25 protein-coding genes and 1 pseudogene are annotated in these 14,902 nt (G+C 62.6%); 9 read left to right on the forward strand and 17 right to left on the reverse strand.

Going from position 1 to position 14,902, the window contains the following annotated elements:
* Window positions 1-42 precede the first annotated feature (42 nt).
* From HU230_RS11520 to HU230_RS11575, 12 genes are all read right to left on the reverse strand, one after another.
* Window positions 43-1,629, reverse strand: a complete 1,587-nt coding sequence (locus HU230_RS11520; protein ID WP_176531575.1) for a M23 family peptidase — start codon at window positions 1,627-1,629, stop codon at window positions 43-45.
* A gap of 157 nt (window positions 1,630-1,786) precedes the next feature.
* Window positions 1,787-2,353 (reverse strand): elongation factor P, encoded by a 567-nt coding sequence (gene efp, locus HU230_RS11525; protein WP_173643398.1) that lies wholly within the window; start codon window positions 2,351-2,353, stop codon window positions 1,787-1,789.
* 181 nt (window positions 2,354-2,534) lie between these two features.
* Window positions 2,535-3,557, reverse strand: a complete 1,023-nt coding sequence (locus HU230_RS11530; protein WP_176531574.1) for a tyrosine-type recombinase/integrase — start codon at window positions 3,555-3,557, stop codon at window positions 2,535-2,537.
* Between the two features lie 193 nt (window positions 3,558-3,750).
* The gene (locus HU230_RS11535) at window positions 3,751-4,050 is read right to left on the reverse strand and encodes a hypothetical protein (RefSeq protein WP_176531573.1); all 300 of its coding nucleotides are present in this window, start codon (window positions 4,048-4,050) and stop codon (window positions 3,751-3,753) included.
* A gap of 3 nt (window positions 4,051-4,053) precedes the next feature.
* Window positions 4,054-4,446, reverse strand: a complete 393-nt coding sequence (locus HU230_RS11540) for an HNH endonuclease (protein ID WP_176531572.1) — start codon at window positions 4,444-4,446, stop codon at window positions 4,054-4,056.
* Window positions 4,443-4,715 (reverse strand): hypothetical protein, encoded by a 273-nt coding sequence (locus HU230_RS11545; protein ID WP_176531571.1) that lies wholly within the window; start codon window positions 4,713-4,715, stop codon window positions 4,443-4,445. The genes HU230_RS11540 and HU230_RS11545 overlap by 4 nt, the downstream gene beginning before the upstream one ends.
* Window positions 4,712-5,116 (reverse strand): recombination protein NinB, encoded by a 405-nt coding sequence (locus tag HU230_RS11550; RefSeq protein ID WP_176531570.1) that lies wholly within the window; start codon window positions 5,114-5,116, stop codon window positions 4,712-4,714. Before HU230_RS11550 ends, HU230_RS11545 begins: the two co-directional genes overlap by 4 nt.
* Window positions 5,113-5,721: a lambda exonuclease family protein gene (locus tag HU230_RS11555; protein ID WP_176531569.1), complete on the reverse strand. Its 609-nt coding sequence runs from the start codon at window positions 5,719-5,721 to the stop codon at window positions 5,113-5,115. Before HU230_RS11555 ends, HU230_RS11550 begins: the two co-directional genes overlap by 4 nt.
* Window positions 5,722-5,730: 9 nt before the next feature.
* Complete coding sequence (locus HU230_RS11560) at window positions 5,731-6,828, reverse strand: coiled-coil domain-containing protein (RefSeq protein WP_176531568.1); 1,098 nt, start codon at window positions 6,826-6,828, stop codon at window positions 5,731-5,733.
* Window positions 6,829-6,831: 3 nt separating this feature from the next.
* A complete protein-coding gene (locus HU230_RS11565; RefSeq protein ID WP_176531567.1) occupies window positions 6,832-7,647 on the reverse strand; it encodes an ERF family protein in 816 nt (271 codons plus the stop codon).
* Complete coding sequence (locus tag HU230_RS11570; RefSeq protein ID WP_176531566.1) at window positions 7,647-7,964, reverse strand: hypothetical protein; 318 nt, start codon at window positions 7,962-7,964, stop codon at window positions 7,647-7,649. The genes HU230_RS11565 and HU230_RS11570 overlap by 1 nt, the downstream gene beginning before the upstream one ends.
* Complete coding sequence (locus tag HU230_RS11575) at window positions 7,964-8,224, reverse strand: hypothetical protein (RefSeq protein WP_176531565.1); 261 nt, start codon at window positions 8,222-8,224, stop codon at window positions 7,964-7,966. The genes HU230_RS11570 and HU230_RS11575 overlap by 1 nt, the downstream gene beginning before the upstream one ends.
* A gap of 111 nt (window positions 8,225-8,335) precedes the next feature.
* On the opposite strand from HU230_RS11575, the gene HU230_RS11580 reads away from it, so the two are divergent.
* Window positions 8,336-8,740, forward strand: coding sequence for a hypothetical protein (locus tag HU230_RS11580; RefSeq protein ID WP_176531564.1), 405 nt, complete (start codon window positions 8,336-8,338; stop codon window positions 8,738-8,740).
* On the opposite strand, the gene HU230_RS11585 is transcribed toward HU230_RS11580, so the two are convergent.
* The 5 genes from HU230_RS11585 to HU230_RS11610 form a co-directional block, all read right to left on the reverse strand.
* A complete protein-coding gene (locus HU230_RS11585; protein ID WP_176531563.1) occupies window positions 8,686-9,039 on the reverse strand; it encodes a hypothetical protein in 354 nt (117 codons plus the stop codon). The genes HU230_RS11580 and HU230_RS11585 overlap by 55 nt on opposite strands.
* A gap of 377 nt (window positions 9,040-9,416) precedes the next feature.
* Entirely contained in the window at window positions 9,417-9,923 is a 507-nt protein-coding gene (locus HU230_RS11595) for a PIN-like domain-containing protein (protein WP_176531561.1), read from the reverse strand.
* Window positions 9,904-10,623: a DUF433 domain-containing protein gene (locus tag HU230_RS11600; protein ID WP_176531560.1), complete on the reverse strand. Its 720-nt coding sequence runs from the start codon at window positions 10,621-10,623 to the stop codon at window positions 9,904-9,906. Before HU230_RS11600 ends, HU230_RS11595 begins: the two co-directional genes overlap by 20 nt.
* A gap of 65 nt (window positions 10,624-10,688) precedes the next feature.
* Window positions 10,689-11,396: a S24 family peptidase gene (locus HU230_RS11605; RefSeq protein ID WP_176531559.1), complete on the reverse strand. Its 708-nt coding sequence runs from the start codon at window positions 11,394-11,396 to the stop codon at window positions 10,689-10,691.
* 107 nt (window positions 11,397-11,503) lie between these two features.
* Window positions 11,504-11,680, reverse strand: coding sequence for a hypothetical protein (locus HU230_RS11610; protein ID WP_176531558.1), 177 nt, complete (start codon window positions 11,678-11,680; stop codon window positions 11,504-11,506).
* Between the two features lie 86 nt (window positions 11,681-11,766).
* On the opposite strand from HU230_RS11610, the gene HU230_RS11615 reads away from it, so the two are divergent.
* The 8 genes and pseudogenes from HU230_RS11615 (at window position 11,767) to HU230_RS11650 (ending at window position 14,854) form a co-directional block, all read left to right on the forward strand.
* Window positions 11,767-11,940 (forward strand): hypothetical protein, encoded by a 174-nt coding sequence (locus tag HU230_RS11615; protein ID WP_176531557.1) that lies wholly within the window; start codon window positions 11,767-11,769, stop codon window positions 11,938-11,940.
* Window positions 11,941-12,069: 129 nt separating this feature from the next.
* On the forward strand, window positions 12,070-12,408 hold the full coding sequence (locus tag HU230_RS11620) for a hypothetical protein (protein WP_176531556.1): 339 nt from the start codon (window positions 12,070-12,072) through the stop codon (window positions 12,406-12,408).
* 264 nt (window positions 12,409-12,672) lie between these two features.
* Window positions 12,673-12,993, forward strand: a pseudogene (locus HU230_RS11625) (helix-turn-helix domain-containing protein); the annotation flags it as partial.
* Window positions 12,990-13,217 carry a hypothetical protein gene (locus tag HU230_RS11630; protein ID WP_176531554.1) on the forward strand — a complete coding sequence of 76 codons (228 nt, stop codon included), beginning with the start codon at window positions 12,990-12,992 and terminating at the stop codon, window positions 13,215-13,217. The pseudogene HU230_RS11625 and the gene HU230_RS11630, both read left to right, overlap by 4 nt.
* A 53-nt stretch (window positions 13,218-13,270) precedes the next feature.
* Complete coding sequence (locus HU230_RS11635; protein ID WP_176531553.1) at window positions 13,271-13,510, forward strand: hypothetical protein; 240 nt, start codon at window positions 13,271-13,273, stop codon at window positions 13,508-13,510.
* On the forward strand, window positions 13,507-13,686 hold the full coding sequence (locus HU230_RS11640) for a hypothetical protein (RefSeq protein WP_176531552.1): 180 nt from the start codon (window positions 13,507-13,509) through the stop codon (window positions 13,684-13,686). Before HU230_RS11635 ends, HU230_RS11640 begins: the two co-directional genes overlap by 4 nt.
* A complete protein-coding gene (locus tag HU230_RS11645) occupies window positions 13,686-13,883 on the forward strand; it encodes a hypothetical protein (RefSeq protein WP_176531551.1) in 198 nt (65 codons plus the stop codon). The genes HU230_RS11640 and HU230_RS11645 overlap by 1 nt, the downstream gene beginning before the upstream one ends.
* Window positions 13,880-14,854 carry a hypothetical protein gene (locus HU230_RS11650; RefSeq protein ID WP_176531550.1) on the forward strand — a complete coding sequence of 325 codons (975 nt, stop codon included), beginning with the start codon at window positions 13,880-13,882 and terminating at the stop codon, window positions 14,852-14,854. Before HU230_RS11645 ends, HU230_RS11650 begins: the two co-directional genes overlap by 4 nt.
* Window positions 14,855-14,902 lie beyond the last annotated feature (48 nt).

Genomic DNA, 14,902 nt, shown 5'->3' on the forward strand with positions numbered 1-14,902 from the left:
ATTTTGGCCGTGCGCCTCGAACCGGTGTCCGCGTCGCTCGCCCTAATTGCCGCCGCCTTCCTGGGTGTCGATGCGATGCACGACGTCGTCGGGCAGTGCGTGCGCCACCGCGGCCGCAGGTCCGGGCTCCGGTCCGATCTCGCGGCCGCGACCGCGGATCAGCCGCTCATAGGCCGACACCAGCGTGGTGTAGGGATTGACCCAGAGCCAGCCGTCGCGCGTGAACAACTGCACGTCGAAATGCAGATGCCGTGACGTGCCGTTGGGATGGTCGAGATAGTTCGAGACCACGCCGATCTTCTCGCCCTCGCTGAGGCGGCGTCCGTTGAGCAGGCCGTCGGCATCCATCACGGACGGGTTCATGTGCATGTAGCGGAAACGGACGTGCTCGGTGCTTGTGTTGACCTGCAATGTCGCGGCCTGCTGCTGCGTCGAGCGGATCACGATACTGTCGCGCACCGCGACGACCGCCTGCTGTCTGGGATCGCAACCGTCCTTGCTGTCGGCCGGACACGCGCCCGGCCTGATATCCTGGCCCTGATGGCCGTAGCCGCTGGCGCATTGGCCGACCTCGAAGCTGCGCGCCTCGCAGAAATTGTCCTGCCAGGGATACTCGTCGACGGTCGCGCCCGCCTTGCGCCTTGCGAAGGATTGCGAGTGCGCGAAGGCCGGCGCTTTCTCAAGCGGAAAGCGGATCTGCGAGTAGACCGTGAAGTCGGCGTGGCCGCCCTGCTGCTTGCGTCTGCCGCTGCCCGGGACGATGTCGCCGCTCGGGCGGTAGGTGAAGTCCGCCGATTGCGCGATCGGCCGCTCGGCGAGGTCGGAGGCGATGTCGCTGCGCGGTCGCGACGGTTGCCCGCCGGCGATGCGCAACGCCTTCAGGAACCGCTCGGCCACCGGATAGGCCTCGCGGCAGGCGAGCCGCTTCGGCCGCGGCGCGCTGTCGAGGCACTGGATCGAGACGACATAGGGAATCCCGAAGCGGGTGAAAGCGTAGCGCAAGTAGCCTTCGCGGATGAAGCGGCGCAGGTCCGGAAACTGCGCGGCCAGCGTCTTGACCGGCTCGCCCTTGCCGCCGAGCCGGTCGGCGAGGTCGTAGACCAGGATCGAGCCCGAGATCTGGACCTCGACCGGTTTGGCAAAGGTCCGCGGCGGCATGCCGTCGCCGGCGCCCGGGTCGAGCGAGAACACCGCGTCATAGCCGGACGCGCCGGCATGGAAGACATCGGCCGCGCGGAAGTCGGCCTGGTAGCGTGCGACCGGCAGGCTGTCCGGTGCGCCGCTCTGTCGTGCGTCGAGATAGCTTGCGGGGTCGAAAGGCAGCAGCACCGGGATCGGACTGCGCGCAATGCCGGGGAAGAGCGGCGATGTCGCTGCGTTCAGCTGCACCAGCGCGGGCGTCGCGCGCGGATCGGTGGCGGGAACGCGGCGCTGTCCGGCGAATGTGAAGCTGGCGGCGATGGCCGGGCGGGTGGTGATCTCTTGCCGGAGCTGGTCGAGCGCCGAGCGCCATTCGACCCGCATGGCCGAGATCGAAGGCGTCCGGAATTCGTCGGCATGAGCGCCGGGAGGAGGCAAGAGCAGGGCTGCCAGCCAGCAACTGAAGAAGCTGACGACCTTCCTGTTCACTGCACTCCCCGGGTCATGTCTGATCGCGAGAGATTAGAGCAAGTTCCGGAAAAGTGTGTAGCAGTTTTCCGGAAAGTTTGAGGTTAAACAACAACCTGATGCGCGATGATGCTTTATTGCAACCGTCACCGCGCCTGGCCCCTCAATCCTTGGCCGCTCAATCCTTGGCGCGTTCAACGTAGGAGCCGTCCTCGGTCATCACGACGATGCGCGTGCCGGTGGAAACGTGCGGCGGCACGCCAGTGCGGATGCCGTTGGACAGCATCGCGGGCTTGTACGACGACGAGGCGGTCTGGCCCTTGGTGACGGGCTCGGTCTCGACCACTTCGAGCGTCACGCGCTGGGGCAGCTGGATCGCGACTGGATTGCCCTCGTGCATCGACAGCTTCACGGTCATGTTCTCCTGCAAATACGGCGCAGACGAACCGACGATCTCCTTGGAGACCTGGACCTGATCGTAGTTGTCGTTGTTCATGAAGTGGAAGCCGTCGGCGTCCTCATAGAGGTAGTTGTAGTTATGATCCTCGACGGTGGCCTTCTCGACCTGGTCGGTGGTCTTGTAGCGCTCCGACACCTTCACGCCGTCGCCGATGCGGCGCATTTCGATCTGGCTGACGGGGGTGCCCTTGCCGGGATGAATGTTTTCGGCGGAGAGGACCACATAGAGCTTGCCATCCTGCTCGATGATGTTGCCCTTGCGGATGGAACTGGCGATGACTTTCAAAGGTGTTTTCCTGAATTTGAGAAGCGGGGGCGCAAACCGGACCGGCAGCCCCTCGGCCGTGGCGGCGATTTCGGGCTGCAACATACTGATTTGGACGGGGTTGTCCAATTCCCGTTACATCGCAAGCCCTTAGATTTCCACGGGTAAACCTATGGTAAGTCTACCCGGTTTTTGGCCGCCTTCACTTAGCTTCTGCAGCGTCGGATTGCCAGTCCGGATGGTGGTGCCCATAGGTCGTTTGGAGCATTTCAAGGCTCATTCCAAGGGATCGGGCGGCCTGCCACGGGTCGACGCGCTGGCGCATCATGTGGGTGGCCCGGGAGTGCCGCAAGGTGTGCGGGGTGACGTCCTTCGATAGCCCGGCCAGTTTGCGAGCGGCGCGCCAGCCTTCGCCGTGGTCGAGGACCGGCCGGCCGCCGTATTCCATGATGTACTTTGCCTTGGGCCCATCGAGCCGGCGCCAGCGGCGCAGGTGCGATAAAAGCCGCCGACCGGCCCGTACTGGCGGCGTCCGCTTCTTCGTCTCCGCGAGGCCGTCAGGGCGCCTCTGCATGATGCCGGTTTCCAGGTCCGCCATCTTCCAGGACGTGCGGCCTATGGCCGTGTGGCGGGTTCCTGTGTACCACCCGATGATGAAAAACCGGAACAGGCGCTTGCGCTGTCCGGGATTGAGCCGCCGGACGCCATGCCAGAGGAATTGGGCGGCCTCCGACCTGGTGAGCCAGCGCGTTCGCTTCTGTGGCGTCGGCGGCTTCGCAACGATCGGGAGCGCTCGGAGCGGGCCCTTGCCGCTCTTCTTGTGCCAATAGATCGCCGCTGCGTGCAGCATCCCGATTTCCCGCCGGCATATGGTCGGTGCGCTGCGGTGTGCAATGTAGAGCTTGCAGTTCTCCGGGGTGATGGCGCTCGCTGGCTTGCCGCCCCACCATTCCTCAAGGTTGACCATATCGGCCGCCACGGACGCGGCGGACGGTTTGCCGGTCAACCACTCGTCGGAATAGACCTTGAGCATGTCCGCAATGAGCGGATCGCTGCCGGCGGCTATGCTGTGGTTAGCTGCGAGGTACGCCGCGAGGAAGTCTTGAGCTGCTTGAAGCTCGCTCTTGCCGCAGCCCGTGCGGACTGTTTTTCGGCCGTCGATGACGGTGAAGGTTTCGCGCTCGGGGTCGAGCCAGAGGCGAGGGCCGGACTTTGGGCGCGGCATTTTCTTTCCTGCATTTCCCGGACAAAACGGAGGGTAGTAAAGTCTTGCTTGCCAACCCGGAAGATTTCAAGCATCCCGCGGGCGTGCTCGGCGCGCAAGCTGGCCTCTGTTATGATGCCACGGAAAGCCAGTTCGCAGGCTTCCCGCAGCGTGATCGGGGTCTCGTCGCCGATCTCGGCCGGCGCAACGCGCTTCATACTGCCACCTCGGGCCAGAAACGAGCGGCAACCGCCGGGTACTTCTCCACCAAAAAGGCCTTGTCCTCGTCGGCGTACTCGGCGAGGCAATATCCCTCGTCCGGATAGAGGTCCGCGAGCTTGTGCAGCTCCTGCGAGGCGGCGTCGCAATCCTCATGTGCTCGATAGGTGCAAAGCCCATCGAATGTGTGGACCTGGCGCCGGTAGCGCTCGCCGATCTTGATTTGACGGTGGCACTGATCGCACGGGCAAGCCTTGCGCGCTGTCCTTATGCTGTCGCTGAGGATGTCGCCCATACTCTAGAAACCCCTCCATTTTTCGATTGGTGATGATGCCGTGCACTTGGCCGGCGCCTTCGCGAAACCGCGGCTCTGGATCTTCTGGCGCGACGGCGGCAGCGCGCCGACGTGCTTTGCGCGCTTCCGGTAATTCCGGGATTTCTCGGCGACGTCCTGGGCCGTTTTCTCCTTGTGCGGCTTCCCGCGCAGGATCGGCGCCATATTGCTTTCGCGGTTCTCGCCACCATTGATGAGCGCCTTAACGTGGTCGACGTCCCAATGGTCGCCCGGCATGATGCGGCGGTCTGAAAAGTGGCAGCGGCCGCCGTGGCGCTCGAAAATGCGCAGTCGGACATGCGGCGGCGGCCGGCTGTCGTCGGTCTTTCCGATCCACTCGGCGACTGTGCGGCTCATTCGCTCGCGGCCTCCCAGCGGCGACAAGCCGGCGCCTTCACCAAAATGTCGGTGCCGCGGCCCCGGGTCCAGCGACCGCGCGAAAGCTCGCATTTGGCGAAATGGCGGCTCTTGGTGATGTGCTCGCAGGTGCCGCACGTCTCGCCGGCCGGGCCGGTGCCTGGCCGCTGGATATAGCCACGCGGCTGGATGTAGTGCTTGCCGCGCTTCTTCACGGTGACGGTTTCGCCGCCCAGCGTCGTGAACGTCAGTTGCCCGGTGTCGGTCAAGCGGCGTTCTCCTGCAATTTCGGATCGCTCCAGCGAACGCCGTTCTCGGCGCCGTAGGCGAACATGCTTTCGATGAGGTCGGACATTTCCTTGACGCCGAGGTCAGAGCTGGACTGCCCGTAGGGAATGAAGCTGCCCGTCAGCGACGGGATGAATTGCGCTTCGCGGCCCAGCTCATGCAGGAAAATCACCTTCCACTGATCAGTCGACCAGCGGCGGCCGTTGAGGGTGCATTGGCGGGCGATGTCGGTCAGCATCGCCCACATGCGGTCGTTCTGCTCAAGCGTGCGCTGCGGCTCCTTGAACTCGACGCGCGTTCCCGGGGGAAGGCGCATGATCCAGTCAATGGCCTTCTCCCGGATCTGGCGGGACGAGAGGACAAGAAGGGCGCGGCCGCTCATGCTGCGACGGCCTCGCCATGCCGGCGGATCTGCGCCACCACCGCGTCAAGCTCGGCGTTGAACCGGTCGACTTCGGTTGCGAGGCTCTGGATGTATTTTTCGTCCCGGAACGCGCGCTTCCGGAACAGCGGCATGCCCTTGTAGCCTACGGCGATGTCCCACCATTGGCGGCCGGTGACCCAGAGCGTTCCCTGCACCTGGGCCTTGTGCTCGGGCGGGAATTCGTCCTTGAGGATCGTTTCAATCAACAGGTGCGGGGACTGGCTCTTAATCTCCAAGCCGCCATCGGGGCCGATCAGGCTATCCGGCGAGCAACCGACGCGGCCGTTTCGGATGAACCCGACGCGCTCGAGCTGCGCGCCGGTCTCAAAGCAATAGAGGTCGCGCAAGATCGGCTCGAATTCGTGCCCGCGCTCGGTGTAGTCGTTGGAGAAGCTCTCCATCTTCTCGCCGCTGATGATCTCGCCGGCGAGTTTCAGCATGTAGCTGCGGCGGGTCTTGCCTTCGCCCTTGGCAAGGATCGACTTGAATTGCGAGGCGGTCGGGATGCCGCGGCGCGTTTCGAACCACTCGGGGGAATTCTGCTCGACGTTGATAATCTGCACGGGGCGGCCTCAGTAGGTGATTGAGAGATTGCGGATTTTGCCGCGGGTGATGAGGTCAATCAGGATGTCGGCGACTTCCTGGGTGACGGGGTTCATCGGGTGCGCGTTGCCCATGAAGTCGGCCGCGATCTGCGCGTGGACCTTGTTCCGGTGCCGGGTGTTTTCCTGGCGCCTGCGCTCGGCGGCTTCCTCGGCGGCCTTCTTCGCTGCGGCGGCTGCGACTTCCTGCTCTTGCCGGCGGTGCAAGGCCTCGATCGCCTCGGCCTTCTCGCGCTCGGCGCGCTGCTCGGCCTCGATGCGGGCCCTTTCGGCGCGCTCGCGCTCCTGCTCGACGGCGCGGGCAACGGCGGCCTCCTGGTCGCGCTTCGCCTGCTCGGCGCGGGCCTTCTCGCGTTCGATCGCGGCTGCGGCCTCTCGCTCGGCCGCGGCACGCTGCTCGACAAGGCGGCGTTCCTCGGCCTCGGCAACCTCGCGGGCGGCCTTCTCGGCGCGCAGGGCTTCGGCCTCGGCGCGCAGCGCTTCCAGTTCGGCGCGCTCGGCCTCCACCTTCGCAGCGGCGGCGAGCGCCTGGTTGAGCGTCGCCAGCGCCTCGGCAATGGCCGCGTCCGCACGTTCCTTGAATTCCTGCCAGTCGCGCGCGGAGTAGCCTTCAACGATCACAACCAGTTCACGGATGAGGCTTGCCGGCTTGCCGGACGCCTGACGCGCGGCCTCGATCACGGCGACAATCGCGCTTTCGTGGCCGTTGGTGCGGTTCGCCTCGGCTTCCTCCCAATCGGTGACCGGCTTGCGCACTTCCTCCTTGAGGGCGTCGAGCCGATCGCGAAGCGTCTTGCGCTCCTTGTCGATGGCGGCGGACTGCGCCTTGATCTCGGCAACGTGCTCCTTGCCGATCTCGTCCAGCGTCGTTTTTGACCGGGCAATCTTGTACGCAACCGACTTGATGCGCTCGCGGCCTTCCGGCGTGGCGATGTCGTAGGCCTCGGCGCGTACCTGGCTCTCGATCGCCGAAACGATGGTTTCAATCTGCCCGGTGCCGAACAGGGCGGCGGGGGTGATGGCCTGTGACGGCTCCAAAATGCTGTCGAGGGTTACGATCGCGTTCATGGGTCAGGCCTTCTTGAAATTCGCAATGGCGTTGATGCAGGCGGGATAGCTGGCGGCGGGCAGTTCCTCGATTTTCCGCTGACGGCCGTTCAAATGGCCCTTGCTCGCGGCCCATCCGAGAAACGCCGTTACGCTCGCGCCCTTCTCTTCCAGCGCTTCGCGGATGTAGTCCGCCTGGTCCTGGGTGATCGATCCGGCCGGCGGCGTGTATGCGGCTTCCTCGGCCGGCCGGTCGCTGGCGTGGCCGTCGTCATCCTCGGCGGCCGCGAGGCCAAGCGCGGCCTTGAGCGTGTAGCGCTGCAAATAAGTGACGGTCGAGCCGACGCCCTGGATGTGGTTCTTGTTGCCGCTCTCATCGCGGCCGGCGTGCAGCGTCGTTTCCTCAAAATGCCCATCACGGTGCGATAGGACGCATGTCACCGAAACCGGCTCGTTGAGCTTGGACGAAACGCGGAAGCGATACGAGAGGCCGAACCGGCCCAAGATCGGGTCGACGGTGCGGGCGATCTCGGCAAGATCCTCATGCGCGTAGTCGGTGCGCGCGGCGCCGGCCTTGCGGCTCTCGAACCCAACCCGGCGGTTCTTCCTGATAACCGGGATTTCGGCCTTCGCCTCGGCCATTGCCACGTCAAACGCCTTGCGGGCGGCGAGAGCATCCATTTCCTTCGCGAGCGCGACGGCCTCGCGGTACATTTCGACGTTGCCGGTCTCCAGCGCGGCGCGAACAATGTCCATAGGCTGGGTGACGGTCGCCACGGCGCGCGGGCGGCGCGTCGCAAGCGGCTTGATGTTGTCGGCGGGGAGCGGTTCGGCAGACATTATGCGGCCTCCTGGCTGTGGGCTTCTTTGTCCCTCGCAATGGCGAGGTCGATCTTCGACAAGGCGAGCGCAACAGCGGCGCGGGCCTCGGCGAGAATGGCGGTCGAGTGCTGGCAGGGCGCGGCGTCGCGCGGCGCGACGGCGCTAATCAGGCCGTCCACGTCGTCGGCGAGCCATGAGGCGTAACCTTCAATCCGCTTGTTGCGGGCGGCGTTGGCCTCGGCGGCGTGCCGAGCGTCGTCAATCTCCCGCTCTTGCTCCGGGGTGATGTCGTGGTAACCCGCGTCAATGAGGCGGTCGCCAAACGTGATTGCCATTACGGAAGCTCACCTTTCAAAATCGGGTAATCGGGCCCCCACGTCGCGGCGCGCTCTGAAGCGGATGCCACCTTGTCGACGGCCTGAATTTTCACGGCGAGGCCGCGGGCACTGATCTTTCCGGCCGTCCAGTCGGACAGCCATTCGCCAAGCGCCCAATCGAACCGGGCGCCGGCGATTGCTCGCCTGGCCGGCGTGGGCAAGCGATCGAACATCGCGAGCGTGCCGACCTCGAGGGCGTGGCCTTGAGAGTTGTTCACGCGCCGGCTCCGATCGCAGCCCAAACGCACAGGGCGCCGATGAAAGCGGCGATCACGAACAAGTCGCGGATATCGGATGCGTCGCAGCCGTGACGGCGAAGAAACTGGATCATGTCAGCCCCGCGCGTCCTCGATGACGGCCACAAGATCGTCAATTGCATCCTGCGCGGTGCGGCCGAAACCCTGGAACATGTGCCCGTTGTCGTCGGGCTCGTCGCTGTCGCGCGTCGCGCACCAATCGTAACGGCGATCCGGGATCGGCGGGAAAACGTGGGTGCATACGATCTTGTCGCCTACCTTCTTCTCGGCGGCTTCGCGGTGCAGGCGTTCGCAGCCGGCACCCTCGCATTCTTCGCAACGGCCGATGTCGCGCTCGAAATCGGGATCATCGTGTTGCGCGATGTGCTGGAAAAGCCGACCGTCGATGCAGCGGACGTCAAAACGAAAGTGTTTCATGAGGGTTACTCCGCGGCCTGTGCCATTGCGCCGGCAACCGCCAGCTCATCCCAGCGATAGGAGAGGGCTTCCGAAACCTCGCCGGTCTCCATCAGCTCGCGCACGGTCTCGGCGCATAGCGCGGAAGCGCCGGCGGTGGTTTCGGTGAATTCCTTCTGGGCGGCTTCGCGCTCGCGCTCCCAGCGCGGCGAGCCCCTGTAGGCAAATGCGGCGGACATGCGGTCCGTGAAACGGGCCTGCTGCTGCTTGGTCGCGGAATTGAAATACCAACCGGCTTCGGCCTCGACGCGCTCGAGCTTTTCGCGATCGGCGCTGAAATCGTCGGGCGCAAAGTGTGGGTTCGGTGAGTAGTAGGACATCGGCGTTTCCCCGTGCTGATGGGAAACAAGATAGTGGAAGAAATCCCACTATATAATAGGAAAGTGGAAAAAAGCCCCCTCTAGAAGTTCTTGATTTGTTCTTATCGACGGGGCACGATCTTCCAAACCAAAAAGGGGAGTGCAGTCGTTATGAGTACAACGACGTATTACGTAGCTCAGCCGTTTGAGCTGACAAAGGGTGGCCATCTTGTCGCCGGCCTGCCGCAGCAGGCCCAGAGCGAATTGGCTGCGATCCGCCGGCCGAAAGCTTGGCAAGGAGGGGCGGGGCCATTGCGTTCAGTCGAACGGGTGACCTGTCAACCGGCGACTTCGAAGACGCGAAGATCATTCGTATCTTTGGTCAGGTGCCAGACGATCTATTCGGGTGAAGCGGGCGCGTGCGGTGATAGATCAAGTTCATCCTGTGTCATCTTGGCGATGTCGGGAGGCGCCGGAGTGTCATCAACGCGGGGATCCTTAATACCGACCATCTTCGAATGCTCGATCGCCGTCCAATTCATTGGGAGGCGCCAACGATCACCTGATTGAGACAGCTTCAGCTTTTCGATGATAGCCGGCCACCAGCGGATCAGGAAGGCAGCGCGACCGAAACCTTTCAGGTGTTCGTACTCTTTCGGCGGAAAAAATGAGACCAGGCCGGATTCAGTGTACGCAACCAAGTTCGGCCAATGCTGCAGGATATTGTGATCGCCCGAAACTATCGCAGTACCGCCGTCCTCCGCAAACTTACGAATCCAATCAGGATCAGGCGAGCCATCTCCGTGCCTGATATAAGAGACCTCGTATCCCTCTCGATTGCCGGTGAAGGCAATTATCGCTTGAGCGACACGGTTAGCGATGCACTCATCCAGTTTTATTTTCAATTGGCGGTGAAGCGGCTAAGCTCCCCTCATAGGCAACGGCTTCAAGAACGTCTTCCTCGGCAATCTCGAAATCCTCCGCAACGGCAGCACTCTCACCCTCAGCGCTGTAAGCTGCCATCAGTGTGTCGGTCGGGATCCAGATGCCTTCCAGCACGGGACGCCCGAAAGCGAAGTTGGGATCGAGCACGACACGCGGATGTTGAACTGGGCTCGGGTGCCAGCGATAGGCGAGATCATCGGCATAAAGAATGCTGTCGAAAAGTGAGGGCTCAACAACGGCTTCCATTTCGAAGTTGTCGTTGAGCAGGTTCAAAATCTTCTTTTCTTCTTCCTCGGCGATTTCCATCAAGATCGTTTTGCCATCCGTCCGAAAAGCCTTGTTGGTCGCGAAAGGGTGGTCCGTGTCGTGCCTCTCGCGCAGCCGCTCCGCGATTTTCCGGATCGTCTGCGAGGAAAGTCTGAGATCCTTGAAGTGCTTTATGAATCGCGCTTCGATTAAATCGAGGAAGCCGAGCACCGTCTTGCCGCCAATCATAGGCAATTGACGGTGAATGATAGGCGGAGCATCGCTGTTCCCGACGCCGTTGATCCAAGATCGAATGCGGCCCCCTTCTTCATGGAGAATGCGCGCCGCCATAGGGACGGTGTACAGGCCGATGTCACCTGCTTTCCGCCAGTCCAGGTTCACATGCATGGTCATGATCGAAGGGTACTCGCCAACCTCTAATCAGACACTATCGCAAAAAACGTTGTCACGGGTATGGCCTAGCGTCGCCCCTTATACATCCCCACCACCTGATGGCAGATCGGCCAATCCGCACGATGTTCCGAGAACGTCTTGGCCGGATTGTATTGCTCGAGTTTAAGGCTGCGATCATTGAACCCTACAAGACGCTTGATCATCGATTTTGCGTCGCCGGTGCGTGGATCGTGATCGTACAGGATAACGTCTGTGTCCCGCTCGGGTGGTCGGCGAGGGTGCACTAGCGCCATATCGCCGGGCCGATAGGCCGGTACCATAGATTCGCCCACAACAAGAACGCCGTAGCTATCCGGAACGCCCTCCAGGATCACCGGCCGCTTTACCCATTCCATCACGTCGGTATGAACAATCATGAAGCCTTCGCCACCGTGTGCGGCGGCGTAGATCGGGAAATCGCGAACCCCAACGAGCTGATTGCCGGGAACAAAGGTGCTCGGGGACGGCTCGGCGAAGGCGGCCGTAAACCCTGGCGTGACCTTGATTGGCGAAGTTCCCGCGCCCAAAAGGTCCGCGACCGTCCAATCAAGGGCGCGGGCAACTTGCTCGTGCTTATCCGAGCGAATGGATGCCTTTTTCCCGTTGATGAAGTCGCGAATGTAGGTGCGTTCGAGCCCAACATTTGCCGCGGCCGTGATCGGCGAACGGTCCAGCTCGGCGAGCCTAGCTGCCATCCGCGCACGCATATCAGGTTTTAAGTCCTTGTCCTTCATGTGGAAATTATCCCACTTAGGGTAGGATTTTCCAAATGGAAACAATCCCACTAAATCCCCTTGTAGAGTAGGATTTATTCCACTATCCTGTTTGGGTGATGCAGCAATCATTCGAACAAGTTTGCAAAAAAAAGCTGTTGGCGTGTGCCGATGCATACGCGAGGCAGCGAAATATCAAGCTTACGACCCTGGGCCGGATTGTCGTCAATGACAGCCGGTTCTTCTCGCAGATGCACGATAGCGGTCGCAGCTTCACCGTCCGCAAGTACGACGAAATCTTGCACTGGTTCTCGCGGAATTGGGCGCCTGGCGTTGCTTGGCCCGATTTGGTTGAGCGGCCCGCCGTTCCCGTAGCGCGGGACGCCGCCTGATGCGCAACGTTTCACCAACGTTTCAACCCACGAGCGCGTCGTTCAAACGCGGCAATGCGGCGCAAGCTCTGATCGACGTGGGCGCGGTGCTGTTCGGCCTTCTGTTCGTCGGGACGTGGCTCGCTTCGATCGCGCTCAACGTCGTCGCTCTGCTTTTGGTTCTGGGGAGCTAGCACGCGCGCGGCGAAAACCGCGAGCTGCTGGAAGGGGAAGGGGTCGTTCTCGTTGTCCGGGTTCGTCATGCCGGAAGTGCAACATGACGCCTTTTGCAAGTGTGCAAATTGTTTTGGAGGCGAAAGCAAATGCCGCGGTCTGCGTATCTGGATGAAGCGGTCAAGTGGTCGAGAGACCTTACGAAAATGCGTGTTCGAGGTCCTGGAGACACCGAGCGCGCGATGCGTTCGATAGAGCGTGAGTACGGGGTGGAATACGGGGTTCTGTGGCGGCTTCGCTATCGGCGATCTCAGCTCAAGGACATCGGCGTTACCGCGTACATGCGCCTCAAGGCGGCCTACCAGGCCGAGTGCCAACGTCAATTGAGGATGCTCAAGCATGAAATTGCGATCACCGAGGCGGCGTGCGGCGCTGCATCGGATCCTGTGGTGCAGGCTAAGGCTTTGGTTCGCCAGAACGGGGGCTAAATGAGCGCAGCCGCCCCGGCTTACCAACCAACTGAAACGGCATTGCGCGCCCATCGTCGGCGCGCAGCGTTTCGGGCTTCGATCGAGACAAGGGCCGCTGAACTCGCGGCATCCAAGCTCCGGGCAGCTCTCGAGGCGGCGCGCCCGAGGCCTGCACCGGTCAAGCCCGCGCCGATCCACGCTGCGCCGGTGGCCGCGGCTGCGCCGCTGAACTTCCCGCCGATGAAAGAGCCCTGGTTTTCCATCGAGGGCGCGACGTTGGTCAAGCCGCTGACTATCCGGGATATCCAGGTTGCTGTCTGCGATCGCGTCGGGATGACGCTGGCGGAATTCCTCGGCGAGCGCCGCAACGCTCCATTGGTCCACGCTCGGCAAGTCGCGATGTATCTCGCGAAGGTGTTGACCGGTCGGAGCACGCCGGAAATCGGGCGTCGGTTCGGGGGCAAGGATCACACAACGGTCTTGCATGCGGTCTGGAAAATTCGGCGCCTGCTCGGCGAGGATCCGAAGCACCCGAACTGCTTTGACGTCGAAACTGCCGATCTCGTGCGGTCGCTCCGCGAAGAGCTGGAGTATTGCAATTGAGACCGCAGCTTACCCACTCCCAACGCGAAGCGCTCCGCTGGCTCTCCGAACGCAACGGGGATGGCTGCTTTGACCGAAACGGCGTGCTGCTCGCCGCCGGCGAGCTTGCGCCGTTCATGCGATCGACCTGGAACGCGCTCGCCGCTGTCGGTCTGGTCGAGTTCTACAATCCCGCCGGCAAGGGCCGCGGCCGGCTGCGTCTGACGCGGGGGCCTGCCGCTTGAGTGATGAGCCCTTACTCGAGCTGATGGCGCGTTCACCGTTCTATCCGGAAGGCGTGCCACTCGACGTCTGCACCCAATTCGAGCGCCTGGCGCTCGAGGTCCGCAACGTTGGCTATGACCGATATTCGGCGGACGCGATCCTGCATCGGATCCGCTGGCATGAACGGATTGAGCGCGGCAATCGCGCTTTCCGCTGCAACGATCATTGGACTGCGCCGCTTGCGCGCTGGTTCCTCCAAATCCATCCGGAAGCCAAGGGCTTCTTTGAACTGCGCGAAAGGCTAGACGAGTGACCATTGTCAAAAACAGACTGTTTGCGCCTGCTGACGTGGTCGCGGCGCTCGATGATCGCATTCTGTCGATGTGGGCGCAGAAGCAATTCGACACGGCGCACATCGCCCGATCGGTCGACAAGCCCGAAAGCTACGTGGCGAACCGACTCGCGGCCCTGCGCGACGCGGGGCGCTGATGACCGCGGCTGCGCCTGAAACTGTCTGGGTCAACGTCTATCGGCCGCTGATGGGTGCGTGCGGCACTGTCTGGGCCTCGCGCGAGCTTGCCGACCAGATGGCGGCTCGAAATCGAATTGCATGCGTGCCGGTCAGGGTCGGGGAAAGCCTCGGCTGCACGCTGTTCAACATGACACGGGAAGGGGCGGCCGGGTGAGCAATCCTTGGTTTCGGATGTATGGGGACGTCATCAACGATCCCAAGGTGATGCGGCTTCCGGAGGCGATGCGCTGGCGCTGGGTGGCGTTCCTATGCCTGGCTTCACGGAACAAGGGCAGGTTGCCGCCGGTCGCTGATATCGCGTTCGCGCTGCGCATGTCGGACGATGATGCCGGGGCGTCGGTGCGCCAGCTGTGCGCCGCCGGCTTGCTCGATGAGACAGAGCCCGGCGCCTATGCTCCACACAATTGGGAGGGTCGGCAGTACAAGTCCGATAGCTCGACGGTCCGCGTTCGCGAGCATCGCGAAAGGCTAAAACGAGAGGCGGAAGAGGCCGCGGCATTCGATGCGCCGGGGAACGTTGCCGGAAACGTTTCAGGTAACGGCGGTGGAAACGTTTCTGTAACGCCCCAGAACAGAACAGAGCAGAGCAGAACAGAACAAAGCTCTCGGTCTGTCGACCGCTCGGCGAGCGAGCCAAAGCAAATCGACCTTGAGGAAGCGATAGCGGCCAAGCGCAGCTCTGAGCCCTCGCGCTTCGATGAGTTCTGGCAGGCCTATCCTCGCCGGGATGGTCCGAACCCGCGCAAGCCGGCGGAAACCCGGTTCAACTCGCTGGTGAAAACCGGGCTAGACCCGGCGATGCTAATCGCTGCGGCCCGCAAGCTGGCAAACGATGAGCAGGCGCGCGGCAACGTCGGAACGCGGTTCATTCCGCAAGCCTGCACCTGGCTCAATCAACAGCGCTGGTCGGATCATGCAGCGGTCTTTGCGCTCCAAACGATCGGCGGCGAGGCCGCGCATGAAATGCCGATCGAGGACGCCGTGAGGATGTTCGCCAAAAATGGGTTCTGGTCGCGCCACGCTGGACCGTCGCCGGATCTCCCGGGCTGTCGTGCATCCGCCGAACTGCTCGCGAAGTACGGGTTAGCGCCAGATGGTCGCCGGCTCGAGGTAGTCGCAGCGTGAGTTATCCCGAGAAATCTTAAAACCGTTTGCTTTTCGCTAGGCGCATTA

Origin of the sequence: Bradyrhizobium quebecense (genome assembly GCF_013373795.3) — a bacterium.
In the GTDB taxonomy this organism is placed as follows: domain Bacteria; phylum Pseudomonadota; class Alphaproteobacteria; order Rhizobiales; family Xanthobacteraceae; genus Bradyrhizobium; species Bradyrhizobium quebecense.